General features: G+C 66.0%; 10 protein-coding genes, 1 tRNA gene and 1 pseudogene. 2 read left to right on the forward strand and 10 right to left on the reverse strand.

The window, feature by feature from the left end; genetic code table 11:
- Positions 1 to 123: 123 nt before the first annotated feature.
- The 7 genes from pknB to GII31_RS00245 all read right to left on the reverse strand — a co-directional run bounded on the left by pknB (position 124) and on the right by GII31_RS00245 (position 10,116).
- Complete coding sequence (gene pknB, locus GII31_RS00215) at positions 124 to 2,040, reverse strand: Stk1 family PASTA domain-containing Ser/Thr kinase (protein ID WP_213245707.1); 1,917 nt, start codon at positions 2,038 to 2,040, stop codon at positions 124 to 126.
- Positions 2,041 to 2,155: 115 nt separating this feature from the next.
- A complete protein-coding gene (locus GII31_RS00220; protein WP_260840209.1) occupies positions 2,156 to 3,616 on the reverse strand; it encodes a serine/threonine-protein kinase in 1,461 nt (486 codons plus the stop codon).
- Positions 3,613 to 5,115 (reverse strand): peptidoglycan D,D-transpeptidase FtsI family protein, encoded by a 1,503-nt coding sequence (locus GII31_RS00225; RefSeq protein WP_213245712.1) that lies wholly within the window; start codon positions 5,113 to 5,115, stop codon positions 3,613 to 3,615. Before GII31_RS00225 ends, GII31_RS00220 begins: the two co-directional genes overlap by 4 nt.
- Positions 5,112 to 6,542 carry an FtsW/RodA/SpoVE family cell cycle protein gene (locus GII31_RS00230; RefSeq protein ID WP_213245714.1) on the reverse strand — a complete coding sequence of 477 codons (1,431 nt, stop codon included), beginning with the start codon at positions 6,540 to 6,542 and terminating at the stop codon, positions 5,112 to 5,114. The genes GII31_RS00225 and GII31_RS00230 overlap by 4 nt, the downstream gene beginning before the upstream one ends.
- A complete protein-coding gene (locus tag GII31_RS00235; protein WP_213245716.1) occupies positions 6,542 to 8,089 on the reverse strand; it encodes a PP2C family protein-serine/threonine phosphatase in 1,548 nt (515 codons plus the stop codon). Before GII31_RS00235 ends, GII31_RS00230 begins: the two co-directional genes overlap by 1 nt.
- Complete coding sequence (locus tag GII31_RS00240) at positions 8,086 to 8,538, reverse strand: FHA domain-containing protein FhaB/FipA (RefSeq protein ID WP_213245719.1); 453 nt, start codon at positions 8,536 to 8,538, stop codon at positions 8,086 to 8,088. Before GII31_RS00240 ends, GII31_RS00235 begins: the two co-directional genes overlap by 4 nt.
- 306 nt (positions 8,539 to 8,844) lie before the next feature.
- Entirely contained in the window at positions 8,845 to 10,116 is a 1,272-nt protein-coding gene (locus tag GII31_RS00245; protein ID WP_213245721.1) for a DUF3662 and FHA domain-containing protein, read from the reverse strand.
- Positions 10,117 to 10,525: 409 nt separating this feature from the next.
- On the opposite strand from GII31_RS00245, the gene GII31_RS00250 reads away from it, so the two are divergent.
- Positions 10,526 to 10,608 (forward strand) — tRNA-Leu (locus tag GII31_RS00250).
- A gap of 118 nt (positions 10,609 to 10,726) precedes the next feature.
- On the opposite strand, the pseudogene GII31_RS00255 reads toward GII31_RS00250, so the two are convergent.
- Positions 10,727 to 10,954, reverse strand: a pseudogene (locus GII31_RS00255) (ATP-binding protein); the annotation flags it as partial.
- A gap of 591 nt (positions 10,955 to 11,545) precedes the next feature.
- Between GII31_RS00255 and GII31_RS00260 the strand changes: the two are divergent.
- Positions 11,546 to 12,523: an esterase/lipase family protein gene (locus tag GII31_RS00260; RefSeq protein ID WP_260840210.1), complete on the forward strand. Its 978-nt coding sequence runs from the start codon at positions 11,546 to 11,548 to the stop codon at positions 12,521 to 12,523.
- A 77-nt stretch (positions 12,524 to 12,600) separates the two neighbouring features.
- Here GII31_RS00260 and GII31_RS00265 read toward each other — a convergent pair whose 3' ends face one another.
- Positions 12,601 to 12,774: a hypothetical protein gene (locus GII31_RS00265; protein ID WP_213245725.1), complete on the reverse strand. Its 174-nt coding sequence runs from the start codon at positions 12,772 to 12,774 to the stop codon at positions 12,601 to 12,603.
- A gap of 41 nt (positions 12,775 to 12,815) precedes the next feature.
- A complete protein-coding gene (locus tag GII31_RS00270) occupies positions 12,816 to 13,457 on the reverse strand; it encodes a class I SAM-dependent DNA methyltransferase (protein ID WP_322973044.1) in 642 nt (213 codons plus the stop codon).
- Between the last annotated feature and the right edge of the window lie 14 nt (positions 13,458 to 13,471).

Raw genomic sequence — 13,471 nt, forward strand, 5'->3', positions numbered from 1 at the left:
GCGCGCCGGATGCCCGGTCACGGCGACGCCGAGTACATTTCCGGTCGCCCAGGTGGGCTGAGTCCGGTGGGTCAAGGGCCGGAAGACGCAGGCCCGGCGGCTCAGTTCCGCATTTACCGGGTGTTAGTTCGGCAGCAGGCTGGCGCGGCCCACCACCACCGACACCTGTTCGTTCTTGTCGGTCCGGGTACCCGAGGAGGGCGACTGGCTCAGGATCCTGCCGTCGTCGCGACTGCCGAGCGGTACGTTGCGGTAGGTCACCTCCAGCCGGCCACCCTCGTAGCCGACACCGGAAAGGATGGTCCGGGCCTGGGCCGGGGTGCGTCCGGTGACATCCGGGACGGTGTACCGGTTACCGCGCGAGATAGTGACCTCGACGGTGGTGCCGATGATCACGGTGGTTCCGGCACTGGGTGCGGAATTGATCACGTCACCCTTGTCGACCTCGCTGTCGGCTTGGGTGGTGGTCATCTGCAGGCCGTTCTGCTCGAGAATGACCCGTGCCTGTGATTCGCTGAGCCCGTTGATCTCGGGGATGGTGACCATCTTGGGGCCGGTGCCGATGTAGATCACGACCGCGCCGTTGACGGGGGTCTCGGTGCCGGTGGGCGGCGTGGTACTGACGACCCTGTCGCGCAACTCCTCGGTGGAGTCGACGGTGTCGAGCTTCACGTTGGAGAATCCGAGCACGTCAAGTGCATTCTCGGCTTCGTCCTGTGTCTTGCCGCGCAGGTCGGGTATCGGTTGGCGTTGCGGGCCCGTGGACACGTACAGCGTCACCTCGGAGCCGTCGTCGGCCTTGATGCCAGGGCCGGGAGCGGTCCGGGTGACCTTGCCCGCGGCGACGTCGAGACTGGCCTCACCGAGACGTTTGACCTTGAATCCGGCGGTCTCGAGAAGGGAACGGGCCTCATCGGCCGATCTACCGTCGACCGCGGGCACCGCGACCTGTGGTACCTCGTCCGAGCTCCACGGAGCCCAGAACACGAGGATCCCGGCGACTAGCACGAGCACGGCCGCGAGTGCGCCGAGGACCAGCAGTGGGCGCCGCCGGTCCGGCGATTCGTCGACCTGCTCGACGCCGCCGGTGCCACGGTCGGCGCCGCCGCGACCGGTGGTACGCAGGCCGCGGCGGGGCCCGGTGTCGAGCAGATCGGTGCGTTCTTCCTCGCTGAGCAGCATCGGCGCGGACGGCTTGCCGCCGGCGAGCACCTTGATGAGGTCGGCACGCAGGTCGGCCGCCGACTGATACCGGTTGGCCGGATTCTTGCTCATCGCCTTGAGGATCACGGAGTCCAGTTCGGGCGAAAGGTCGGTACGGATCGACGACGGCCGGGGCGGCTCCTCGTGGACGTGCTGGTGGGCGACGGCGACAGGGGAGTCGCCGGTGAACGGCGGCTGGCCGGTGAGCAATTCGAACAGGACGCAGCCCATCGAGTAGATGTCGCTGCGCGGATCGACCTTGATGCCGCGCGCCTGCTCCGGCGACAGGTACTGCGCGGTACCCATCACCGCGGACGTCTGCGTCATCGTGGATGTCGAGTCGTTCATCGCGCGGGCGATGCCGAAGTCCATCACCTTCACCGCGCCGGTGATGTCGATCATCACGTTGGCGGGCTTCATGTCCCGGTGCACGATGCCGTTGCGGTGCGAGAAGTCCATCGCGGCGGCCACGTCGGCCATCCACGTCATCACCTGGCGCGGCGAGAGCGGTCCTTCACTGCGCAGGATGTCGCGCAACGTCTTGCCGTCGACGTACTCCATCACGATGAACGGCAGCGGGCCGCCCTCGGTCTGGGATTCGCCGGTATCGAAGACCTGGACGATCGTCGGATGATTGAGCTTGGCGGCGTTCTGCGCCTCGCGCCGGAATCGCAGGTAGAACGACGGATCGCGGGCGAGATCGGCACGTAGCACCTTCACCGCTACGTCGCGGTTGAGCAGGGTGTCGCGGGCGAAATGGACCTCGGACATACCACCGAAGCCGAGAGTTTCGCCGAGTTCGTACCGGTTGGACAGGTGGTGAGGCGTCGACGTCATGGGTGGCTACTCACCGTCCTTCTCTTCTCGGTCAGCTTACTCGGCGAAATGATGGCCGCGGCAGGCGCGGGGCTCGTCGGTGTGTGGTTCGCCGGGGTGGGGCGTGCGTCGGCGGTCATTGGAACGGCACCGGAATCGAGATGGTCAGTCCGGAACCGTTGTCCTGTTCCTCGGTCGCGGTCTCCTCGATGTCGTCGGCGCCGGCCTCCTCCGTGGCCGTGTCCTCGGTACTGGTGTCCTCGGTGGTCGTCTCCGAGGTGTTCTCGGTGGTCTCCTCCGTGGCCGTGGCCGTGGCCGTGGTCGTGGCCGTGGTTGTGGCCATGGTCGTGGTCTCCTCTTCGGTGACCTCGGGAATCGTCTCCTCCACGGTCTGCTGGGGTTCGTCGGCCCCGGTGTCCTCCGTCGTGGTGGTGGTCACGGTGGTGGCCGGGGTTCGCCGGGTGTCGGTGTCCGAATCGGCGTTGGCCAGCCAGTATCCGACCAGACCCAACGCCCCGAGCAGCAGTACGCCGGCCACCGCGGCGAGCACCTTTTGCCCGGTGGTCCAGGTGCTGTCGGAGGGAGTGGGGCGCGGTGGCTGCGGCGGTGAGCCGTAGCTCGGGCCGCTGTAGGTCGACGGTGAGGGCGAATACCGGGCGGAGGTGGCGGCGCCGGTGCTCATGGCCCGCGTCGATGTCGTCGACCGGGTACCGGGGTTGAGGGTGCTGGTGGCGGCGAGCCCACCCGGTCGCGGCGGCCGGCGTCCGGCCCGCACCGCGGCCACGGCGTCGGCGAATTCGCCGCCGTTGGCGTACCGCTGCTGCGGATCCTTGGCCATGGTGATCTCGATGAGTTCACGCACTCCCGACGGGAGGTTGCTCGGCAACGGTGGTGGTGTTTCGTGGATGTGTTTCATCGCGACGGTGATCGCGCCCTCGCCGAGGAAGGGCCTGCGCCCGGTGAGCGCCTCGTAGCCGACGACACCCAGCGCGTACACATCCGAGGCGGATGTCGCCTCGTCGCCGGTGGCCTGCTCGGGCGAGATGTACTGGGCGGTGCCCATCACCATGCCGGTCTGCGTCACGGGTGCGGCGTCGACGGCCTTGGCGATGCCGAAGTCGGTGATCTTGACCTGCCCGGTGGGGGTGATCAGAATGTTGCCCGGTTTGACGTCACGGTGCACAAGACCCTGGTCGTGTGCGGCCTGGAGCGCCCGGCCGGTCTGCTCGAGCATGTCGAGGGAATTCGCCAGGGACAACCGGCCCATCCGGGAGATGACCGAGTTCAGCGGCTCGCCGTCGACGAGTTCCATCACCAGGTACGCCAACGGTTCGCCGGTACCACGGTCAGGTGTCTCGCCGTAGTCGAAGACATTGGCGATGCCCGGGTTGTTGAGCCGGGCCGTCGTCTGCGCCTCGGTCCGGAAGCGGGCGGTGAACTCGGGGTCGTTGGTGTACTCGGCTTTGAGTACCTTGACCGCCACCCGACGGCCGAGCCGGGTGTCGAGGGCCTCCCACACCTGCCCCATACCGCCGGTGGCGATGAGTCGCATCAGCCGATAGCGGTCGGCGATGGTGGTTCCATTCGATAGGGTCATCCGCCTGCACCTCCCAGCCGTGCGTTGATGACGGCGCGTCCGATCGGCGCCGCGACGGCGCCGCCGGTCGACGACGCCCCGAGATCGCCATTCTCCACGATCACCGCGACGGCCACCTTCGCGTTCGACGACGGACCGAACGCGATGTACCAGCTGTACGGCGTCTCGTCGGCCCCCGATACTTCTGAATGTTCGGCGGTTCCGGTCTTCGACGCGATCGACACCGCGCCGCCCGCCCCCGCGGTGTGCCGTTCGGACAGGATCATCAGCTGTGTCAGCGTCTCGGCCTGATCTGCGTCGATCGGCGAGTTGATGGTGCTCGGTTGTGTCGTGTGCAGGGTGCGCAGGTCGGCGGACTGGAGCTTGTCGACGAGGTACGGCTGCATCCGGACGCCGCCGTTGGCGACCGTCGCGGCGATCATCGCGTTCTGCAGTGGAGTGACACGCACATCACGCTGCCCGATGGAGGACTGGCCCAGTGCGGCCAGGTCGGATACTTCCCCGACCGTTGAGGACGACACCGGCAGCGGGATGTCGGTGGGCTGCTCGTCGAGACCGAACCGGCCGGCGGTGTCGGTGAACGAGGACCTTGCGTCCGTCATCCGCTCGGTGGTCAGTTGTACGAACGCGGTATTGCACGAGTACTGGAATGCTTGTGTGAGCGATACGGTTCCGCCGGACCCGTCCGGGCAGGTCTGACCGCCGTAGTTGGACAGCGACGTGTCGGTGCCGGGCAGGGTGATCTGCGGCGCCGCGGTCAGCCGGATGTCGGGGCTGACGCCCTGGCGCAGGGCCGAGGCCGTGGTGACCACCTTGAACGTCGATCCGGGCGGATAGAGTTGGTTGATCGCCCGGTTGAGCATCGGGTCGGACACCGAGTCGGCCGAGTTCCACCTGGCCCAGTTCTCCTCACGGACGGCCTGGTCGTGGCTGGCGAGCTTGTTGGGGTCGTAGCTCGGGGACGACACGAGGGCGAGGATCTTGCCGGTGTTGGGTTCAAGCGCCACCACCGCGCCGCGACAGCCACCCGTGCAGCCGTTGCGCATGGCCTCGTAGGCCGCCTTCTGCATGCGTGGGTTGATGGTGGTTACCACGTTGCCGCCGCGGGGGTCGCGGCCGGAGAACATGTCGAGGAAGCGCTGACCGAACAGCCGGTCGTCGTTGCCATTGAGGATCGAGTTCTCGTACTGCTCGATCCCGGTGCTGCCGTACTGGAACGAGTAGAACCCGGTGACGGGGGCGAATGCGGCCGCCGAGCCGGTCGGGTAGGTGCGCAGGAACTTCAGTCGGCCGTCGATCGGCGTGGAGGTGGCGATGACGGTGCCGTCGGCGGTGATCGCACCGCGCTGGCGCGCGTACTCGTCGAGCAGCACCCGGTTGTTGCGCGAGTCGGCGCGCAGCGAGTCGGCCTTGAAGACCTGTACGTAGGTGGCATTGGCGAGCAGCGCGACGACCATGATGATCACCGCCATCGCCACGCGCCGGATGGGAGTGTTCATGCCTGGCGGACCACCTGCGTCGGCAGCGATTCGAGCGGCTTGGGCACGGTCTTGGGCTTGCTGGTGTCGGGTTCGCGCGCCGCGTTGGAGATGCGCAGCAGCAGTGCGACCAGGATGTAGTTGGCCAGCAGCGACGATCCGCCGTACGACATGAACGGTGTGGTCAGGCCCGTCAGCGGGATCAATTTGGTGACGCCGCCCACCACGACGAAGATCTGCACCGCGATCGTGAACGACAGTCCGGCGGCGAGCAGTTTGCCGAAGCTGTCACGGACGGCGACGCCGGTGCGCAGGCCGCGCACGATCAGCGTCAGGTACAGCATCAGGATTGCGGCGAGCCCCACCAGACCGAGTTCCTCACCGAACGAGGTGACGATGAAGTCGGTGTTGGCGAACGGCACGATGTTGGGCCGGCCCGAGCCCAGACCGGTACCGAACAGTCCGCCGGTGGCCAGCCCGAACAGCGATTGCCCGATCTGGTAGCCGGCGCCGTCGAAGTCCTCGAACGGGTCGCGCCAGATCTCCACCCGAAGTTGCAGGTGGGAGAACAGCTGGTAGGCGATGAGCGCACCCACCAGGAACAGTGCGATACCCAGGACCAGCCAGCTGGCGCGTTCGGTGGCGATGTAGACCATCGTCAGCATCGTGGCGAAGATCAGCAGTGACGAGCCGAGGTCGGAGGAGTAGACGAGCACGCCCACCGAGATCACCCAGGCGGCCAGCAGCGGCCCGAGGTCGCGTGCCCGGGGGAAGTCCATGCCGAGAAAGTGCTTGCCGGCGGTGGTGAACAGGTCGCGCTTGGACACCAGGAACGACGCGGTGAAGATGATGATCAGGATTTTGGCGAACTCGCTGGGCTGGATGCTGAACACCGGGGTGACGATCCAGTTCTTGGAGCCGTTGATCTCGGAGAACCGGGACGGCAGGATCGCCGGGATCGCGAGGAGCACCAACCCGCCGACGCCCAGGATGTAGGCGTACCGCGACAGGGTGCGGTGATCTCGTACAAAGAACAGGATCAAGGTGAACGCGGTGATGCCGAGCGTCGCCCACAGCAGCTGCTGGTCGGCGTTGTGCGTCGGTTCGGTGGCGTTGATGGTTTCGCCGGTGTGCCCCGATCCGAGGTCGAGCCGGTGGATCATCACCAGTCCGAGCCCGTTGAGGACGGCGACGATCGGCAGGATCAGCGGGTCGGCGTGGGGTGCGAGCCGGCGGACCGCGACGTGCGCGGCCGCGAACAGGACGGCGTACGCGGCGATGTACTTGGCGAGGTCGGTGGTGACCGTCTGCTCCTGCGCGGTCTGCACGATGATCAGGGCCACGACGACGAGTCCGAGCCCGAAACCGAGCAGGAGGAGCTCGGTGTTGCGGCCGGTATGCGTGGGCGGGCTGCTGGGTGGGGCGTGCTGCGCTGCGGGTGTCGACATCAGACCGTACCCCGGCAGATCTTGTTACCGTTGTCGTCCCGTTGTTCGGGGATCGACGCCGATGCCGCGGTGCTCGCCTCGGGCAGGGTTCCGGGTGCCCCCGTCTGCGACGTTCCGGTCTGTGACCGTCCGGTCTGGGGCGCCGCGCTGGTGGTCGTGGGGCCGTCCGGACCGGGGGTGCCGGGCTTGGGGGCTTCGGACTCGGGGGTTTCGGACTCGCCACGGGGTGTCGGGGTGCGCGTGTCGCGCGGTGCCGGCTCCGGGGCGGGCGGCGCGCACATCGGCAGGAAGTTCAGGGCGCGCACCGCGTCCTCGGCCTCGTCCAGTGACTTGTTTCGGATTACGTTGCTGCGCAGCGTATTACGATCGATCTCTTGGAGGTCGGATATGTCGAGCGCGGTGCAGTCGGACTCGGCGGAGTAGTCGGTGAAGAACACCTCGGGGTTGTCCTGATCGGGGTCGCGGACGCATGCCCGTTTCGCACCGTCGCTGAACGTCAGGAACGCGATCTTGTCGGGGGAACCCTGGAAGATCACCACCTTGTCGTCCTCGACGCCGGCGTAGTGACTGTTGCTGAACATGGCGCGGACCACGAAGAAACCCACCACGAGCCCGGCGACGACCAGTGCGACGGCGGCGATCACCAGCCATTTCCACAGCGGATTGCGTTTGACGGGCGGTTCGTCGTCGATGATCGAGGGCCTGCGGGTCTCGGCGGGCGGCGGGCGCAGCGCCGCGGCCCGCCCGGCGGCGGTGGCCGGGTCGGGGGTGTAGGTCTCGTCGTCGGTGCCGGCGGCGCCACCGACGATGGGCCGCGATTCGCCGTACTCGGTGTCGATCACATCGGCCACCACGACCGTCACGTTGTCGGGTCCGCCGCCGCGCAACGCCAGCTCGATGAGCCGGTCGGCGCAGCCGCGGTGATCCTCGACCGAGCCGAGGGTGTCGGCGAGGGTCTCGGAGGTGACCACATCGGAGAGGCCGTCGCTGCACAGGAGGTAACGGTCGCCGGGCCGTGCCTCGCGGACGGTCAGGGTGGGTTCGACGGGCTGACCGGTGAGCGCCCGCATGATCAGCGAGCGCTGTGGGTGCACATGGGCCTGCTCGGCGGTGATCTGCCCCTCGTCGACGAGGGTCTGTACAAAGGTGTCGTCGCGGGTGATCTGGGTGAGTTGCCCGTCGCGGTACAGATAGGCGCGTGAGTCGCCGATGTGGCAGAGGCCGATCCGGTTACCGGCGAACAGGATCGCGGTGAGCGTGGTGCCCATGCCGTCGAGTTCGGGTGCGCGGGCCACCTGGACGGCGATCGCGTCGTTGCCACGCCGTGTGGCCTGGTCGAGTTTATCGAGCAGGTCACCGCCGGGTTCGTCGTCGTCGAGTTCGCGCATCGCGCCGATGACCAGTTGGCTGGCGACCTCGCCCGCAGCATGCCCGCCCATGCCGTCGGCCAGCGCGAGCAGGCGTGCGCCGGCGTACACGGAGTCTTCGTTATTGGCGCGCACCAGGCCACGGTCACTGCGCGCGATGTAGCGCAAGACTAGGGTCACGGGCGCAGCTCGATCACGGTCTTACCGATGCGGATCGGCGTGTTGATGGGGACGCGGACGGCGGTGGTGACCTTCGAGCGGTCGAGATACGTGCCGTTGGTGGAGCCGAGGTCCTCCACGTACCAGTCGTCGCCGCGCCGGGACAGCCGCGCGTGGCGTTCGGAGGCGTAGTCGTCGGTGAGGACGAGGGTGGAGTCGGCCGCGCGGCCGAGCAGTACGGCCTGGGCGCCGAGGGTGATACGGGTGTTGGCGAGTGCGCCGTGGGTGACGACGAGGTACCGGGCCGAGCCCTTCACGTGGTCGCCGCGGGCGCGCCGGTCGCGACGGATGATGCGGGACCCGCCTGCGGAGGCGATGTCGGTGCGTAGCGTCCGGATCACCGCGTAGACGAAGAGCCAGAGCAACAGAAGAAACCCGAATCGGGTGAGCTGAAGTACCAAGCCCTGCATGCCGTTGTCACCTCCTGCACTCGAGTCGCTGATGTCCGGGCTCGGTCCGGCCACCGACAGCCCTGTCGGGCCCCGTCGATCGCGACGGACCCGACTGCATCATATGGGCAGATCTTGTGATGACACTCATCGTGGAGTGACAGTTCGGTCTCAACATCGGATCGGCGCAGGTCGCGGGTGTGCGCGAACTGCCCCGGGTAGATGGACCCGATCCGCCGTGGTTCCCGGGCCGGACATCCGGACCGTGTGACCCGGACGGCGTACGCCGGACCGTCTGTCGTGGACCGGGTACGGCCCGGCGTGGAACTACTGGAAGCGGACCGAGATGTCGGAGTGCCCGACACGGATCCGGTCGCCGTCGGCGAGTTCCCAGCTCGAGACCTGTAGGTCGTTGACCGTGGTGCCGTTGGTGGAGTTCAGGTCGGTCAGCATGGCGACATTGCCGTCCCAGCGGATCTCCACGTGCCGACGCGAGACGCCGGTGTCGGGGAGCCGGAACTGGGCGTCCTGACCGCGGCCGATGACATTGGAGCCCTCACGCAGCTGGAAGGTGCGGTTGCTGCCGTCCTCGAGGTACAGCGTGATCGCGGCGGGTGCGTAGCCTGCGGCCTGACGGCCGTAGGCGGGGTCGTAGCCGCCCTGGGGCGCGTAGCCCTGCTGGTAGCCGCCCTGTTGCGGATAGCCGCCCTGCTGGGCCGCGTAGCCCTGCTGGTCGTAGCCGCCCTGGTAGGCGGCCGGGTCGTAGTCCTGCTGGCCGTAGTCCTGCTGGCTGTAGTCCTGCTGGCTGTAGCCCTGTTCGTACCCGCCCTGGTCATAGCCCTGCTGGCTGTAACCCTGTTCGTACCCGCCCTGTTCGTAGCCCTGCTGGCTGTAACCCTGGTAGGCACCCTGCTGGTCGTAGCCCTGCTGGGCATAGCCCTGTTCGTACCCGCCACCCTGCTGATAGCCGCCCTGGTCATAGCCCTGTTGGCCGTAGTAGCCCTCCTGGCCCTGCCCGTAGCCGGGTTCGGCGGCGCTGCGGCGCTGGTCGTAGCCGGATTCCTGAGACATGTGTGGAGCTCCTACTTGTCGGTTCGCACCGTATGGTTCAGGTGCTGCGGGGGGTTGTGGTGCTGCGGGTCGGTGCGCCGGGCTCTCGGCTCCCTGGTCGGGGGCGGATTGCGTGGGCGCCGGTGTGGCGGGTGGCTGTATCGGCCGGGGTCGGGCATCGGGGTCGACTGCCCCCTGTGAACGAAAGATACCGGTGTGCAGAGCCGGGGTCTCGGCGAACTCGACCACGACTTTCCCGTACGTCTGCCACCCATTGTCGCGGATGAACGTCTCGAGATGTTTGGAAAACGTCTTTCGGTTGAGCTCGTACTCCGCCGCCACCTCCTGGAAGTCGGAAGAGCTGAGGTGCAGGGTGTACCGGTTGGCGACCAGCACGGTCCCGTCCCCGAGATCCTCCCTCGACTCCTCGGCCTCACGCTGAAGACCGATCTCGATCTCCTGTGGCGCGACCCGGCCACCGAAGACGCGGGCGAATCCGTCATCGACGGCGCCTTCGAGCTTGCGTTCGATACGCTGCAAGAAACCCATCCCGCTCCTTCCGTATGTCGAGTCGTTACCAACCGTTGGCGTGTCAAGAGTGCACAACTCTTCGTCAAATGATAACGATTCCCTGCGTAAATCACCCCGTCAAGTCAACATCCACACCAGGCGCAACTTCTGTACCATCTCACCAGCACTTCTGGGGTGGATTTGCGATCGCAAATTTTCGATGCACGACGCGTTCGCGTCGGTGTGGCGCCACACGTCCGGTCATCATGCTCCCGATGTGCTCCCGCTGATCTGGTGAACGAACGCGGGGCGCTTCCGGTCCGTCGGCCTGCGCCCGCCTCCCCGACCGCGCGCCATCAACAACCCTGACCAGCCGTTTTGCGATCACCCTGAACACCCTGCTATCGTCGTCCAGTCTGAACGACATGCCAGTCATGAGGACAGCCACGGGCGAGTGGCGGAATGGCAGACGCGCTGGCTTCAGGTGCCAGTGTCCTTCGGGACGTGGGGGTTCAAGTCCCCCTTCGCCCACCGAGATACGCTCCCTATCTACCCAGGTAGGGAGCGTTTCTGTATCTATGACGGACTGACGAGGCTCAAGAAAGTTCCCCGGGTGTGCTCACTGAAATTCTCCACCTGTGGGCGGCTTCTACTGTAGCGACCTTCGGGTTGGGGCGTTGACGGTGCGCTGGTTTTTGTTGCGGGCGGGGTGTTCGCGTAGGCGGTAGGAATCGCCGTCGAGGTTGAGGACGACCGGGCGGTGCAGCAGTCGGTCGAGCATGGCTGCGGCGACGGTGGTGTCGCCGAGGATTGTGCCCCATTCGCCGGCGGATCGGTTGGTGATGATCACGATCGATGTTTTCAGATAGCGTTGGGCCGCCGGCGGTCGCCAGAACCTGGGGTAGGGCTCGCGCGGTGGCATCGAGTTTGAGTACGGCATCGAGTTTGAGTACAGCGAGATGATCACGGAGTTGCTGATCCACCGAGATAGATGACTGTGGTTGCGGCTGAACACTATTCGAATCGTTCGCACTTACCCCGTCCGGGAGGGTTCGCTATCAACGTTGCGCGGCAGTGTGATTGGCTTTCTCCACCTCGTTTGCGTAATGCATGTACTTCCACATCGTTCTCCCGTATCAACATGAAAACGGGTCTCCCGAGATAGCTGGTGAGTGGTCAGAGACCATCAGCATCACGGGACGTCGGCCGACTCTGGCGGCGCCACACAGGTGGGGAATTCAGATGAGCATCACTGGGGAACTTCGATGAGCGCCATCAGATGGGGACGACGGCGGAGGATGACGAGTGCGGACCGGCGCGGCGCCGGCCTTGTCTCGGGTCATGGTGGACGTCTGACCGGTACGGCGTCTTGCCGAAAAGCGCAAACAGTGCGCCCGGTCGCCGCTAATGTCGATTTGCCAGTACGGTATGCGCCACTCCTGAACTTCAGCCCCGAGGAGAGACTCCGATGATCAAGTCACCAATGCGCGTAGCGGCAGTTCTTGCCGCACTGGCGGTGACCGCAGTGTTCGCGGCTCCGACCGCCGACGCCGCACCGAAGAACAAGTTGCCGGTTGTTTGGGACTTGGGCCACGCGATCCCCCGGACGTTGGATGCGAGCGTATCGCCGCCCGGTGCGAACGACTGGAAGTATAAGCCCTCGCGCGAGCATCCGCGACCGGTGGTCCTCGTACCGCCGACAGGTTCCACGCAGGGCAATGCCTTTTTCGCCGGGGCGCCGTTCTTGAAGAATCGTGGCTACTGTGTCTTCACTTTCAACCACGGAAACCTCACGCCGATCGACCAGATTCCAGTCCAGGGGCTCGGTGATATTCGGCAATCCGCGCGCACACTCGCCCGGACGGTCGATCGCGTGCGCGCCGCTACCGGTGTCGACAAGGTCGACCTCGTCGGCCATTCCCAGGGCGGGGGAATCCTGCCCGACTACTATCTGAAGTTCCTCGGCGGCGGTAATAAGGTCCACACCAAGGTCGGTATCTCGCCGTCTACCGGGACCACCCTCAACGAGATCGTCTTCCTCCGCACCCTGGTCCCGATTCTCGGTCCCGCCGTGTACAACGGATTGGCGTTCGTCGCGCCCGCGCTGATTCAGCAGGTGTACGACAGCCCGCTCAATCAGCGCACCTACGGTCGAAACAGCACGCCGCCCGGCGTCGACGTCCGGTCGCTGCCGGCGAGTGTGACCTACCACAGCATCATCACGCAGTATGACGAGGTGGTGACACCGTTCACCTTCCAGTACTACGACGGACCCAACGCTTACAACGTTCTGCTGCAGGACGGCTGCCAAGCCGATATGTCCGATCACATTTCGTCGCTCTACGACAAGCGCGCGTGGCTGCATGTACTGAACGCGCTGGATCCGGCGAACGCCGAGCCGGTGCCCTGCTTCCACGTGGCACCATTCCTGGGTTCCGCTCGTTAACCACAGCACCAGTCACTGCCCAGACACGAAGAAGCCCCGGGCCGTTGGCGGCTTCCAGGGTCAACGCAACACTGCTGTCAGTTGGTGGTGATGAGATCACGCAGATGCTCGGCAGGGGGATCCAGCCGAGCGTTGTGCGTGGGCGCCGTTGGTTCCTGGGCGACGTACTCGGCTTTGCCGGCCTTCTCGTGCACGTGCAGGCGTCTGATCGCCAGTTGTGTGCTTTCCGGTGACCAGGCAGACGATCGCATGAGCCCGTGACATCTCATCTATGTCGCCCGCTACGTCGCTTCTACGACCGAAAACCGTCCCAGTTATCCTGAGTCACCGACCTTCTCGCGGCAATGTGCACTTCGGGAAACCGGTGGAAACCTTCGCTGGGACGACTGACCGTCCGGAATACCTCAGTGAAGCCGGCGGAGGTGAGTGCGTCGGCGAGGGTGTCGGGGTGCCAGCGCCAGGCACGGGCGACGGCGTGGTCGAACTCGTGAGCCCCGGGATCGTCGCTGCTCTGACAGGCGACGAGGATGTGACTTCCTTCGCGCAGTCGCCTGAACCAGGATGCGAAGATCACCGGAACCTGCTCGGGATCAACATGAATCACACTGAACCTGGCGATGATTCCGGCACAGTCATCCAGCGCAACGGTCGATGCCCACGCGTCGTCCTCGATGAACGACACGTCCGGGTAGGTGTTCCGCGCGTGTGTCAGCATCGCCAGGCTCGGATCCACGCCGATGACGTCGATGCCCCCGTTCCGCAGATATCCCGCGACGTGACCTGTACCACAACCGATATCGCACACCGTAGCGTCGGCATCGTCGAGCAGGCCGATGAACGCATCGACGACCCGCCGTTCCAGCGGTGTGCTGAACGCCTCCGGCAACAGCTCGGCGTAGGCATCGGCCATCACGTCATATCCCGGCTTGTCCACCAAACCTCCACGAG

It is taken from the genome of Gordonia pseudamarae, from assembly GCF_025273675.1.
GTDB classification, from domain to species: Bacteria; Actinomycetota; Actinomycetes; order Mycobacteriales; family Mycobacteriaceae; genus Gordonia; species Gordonia pseudamarae.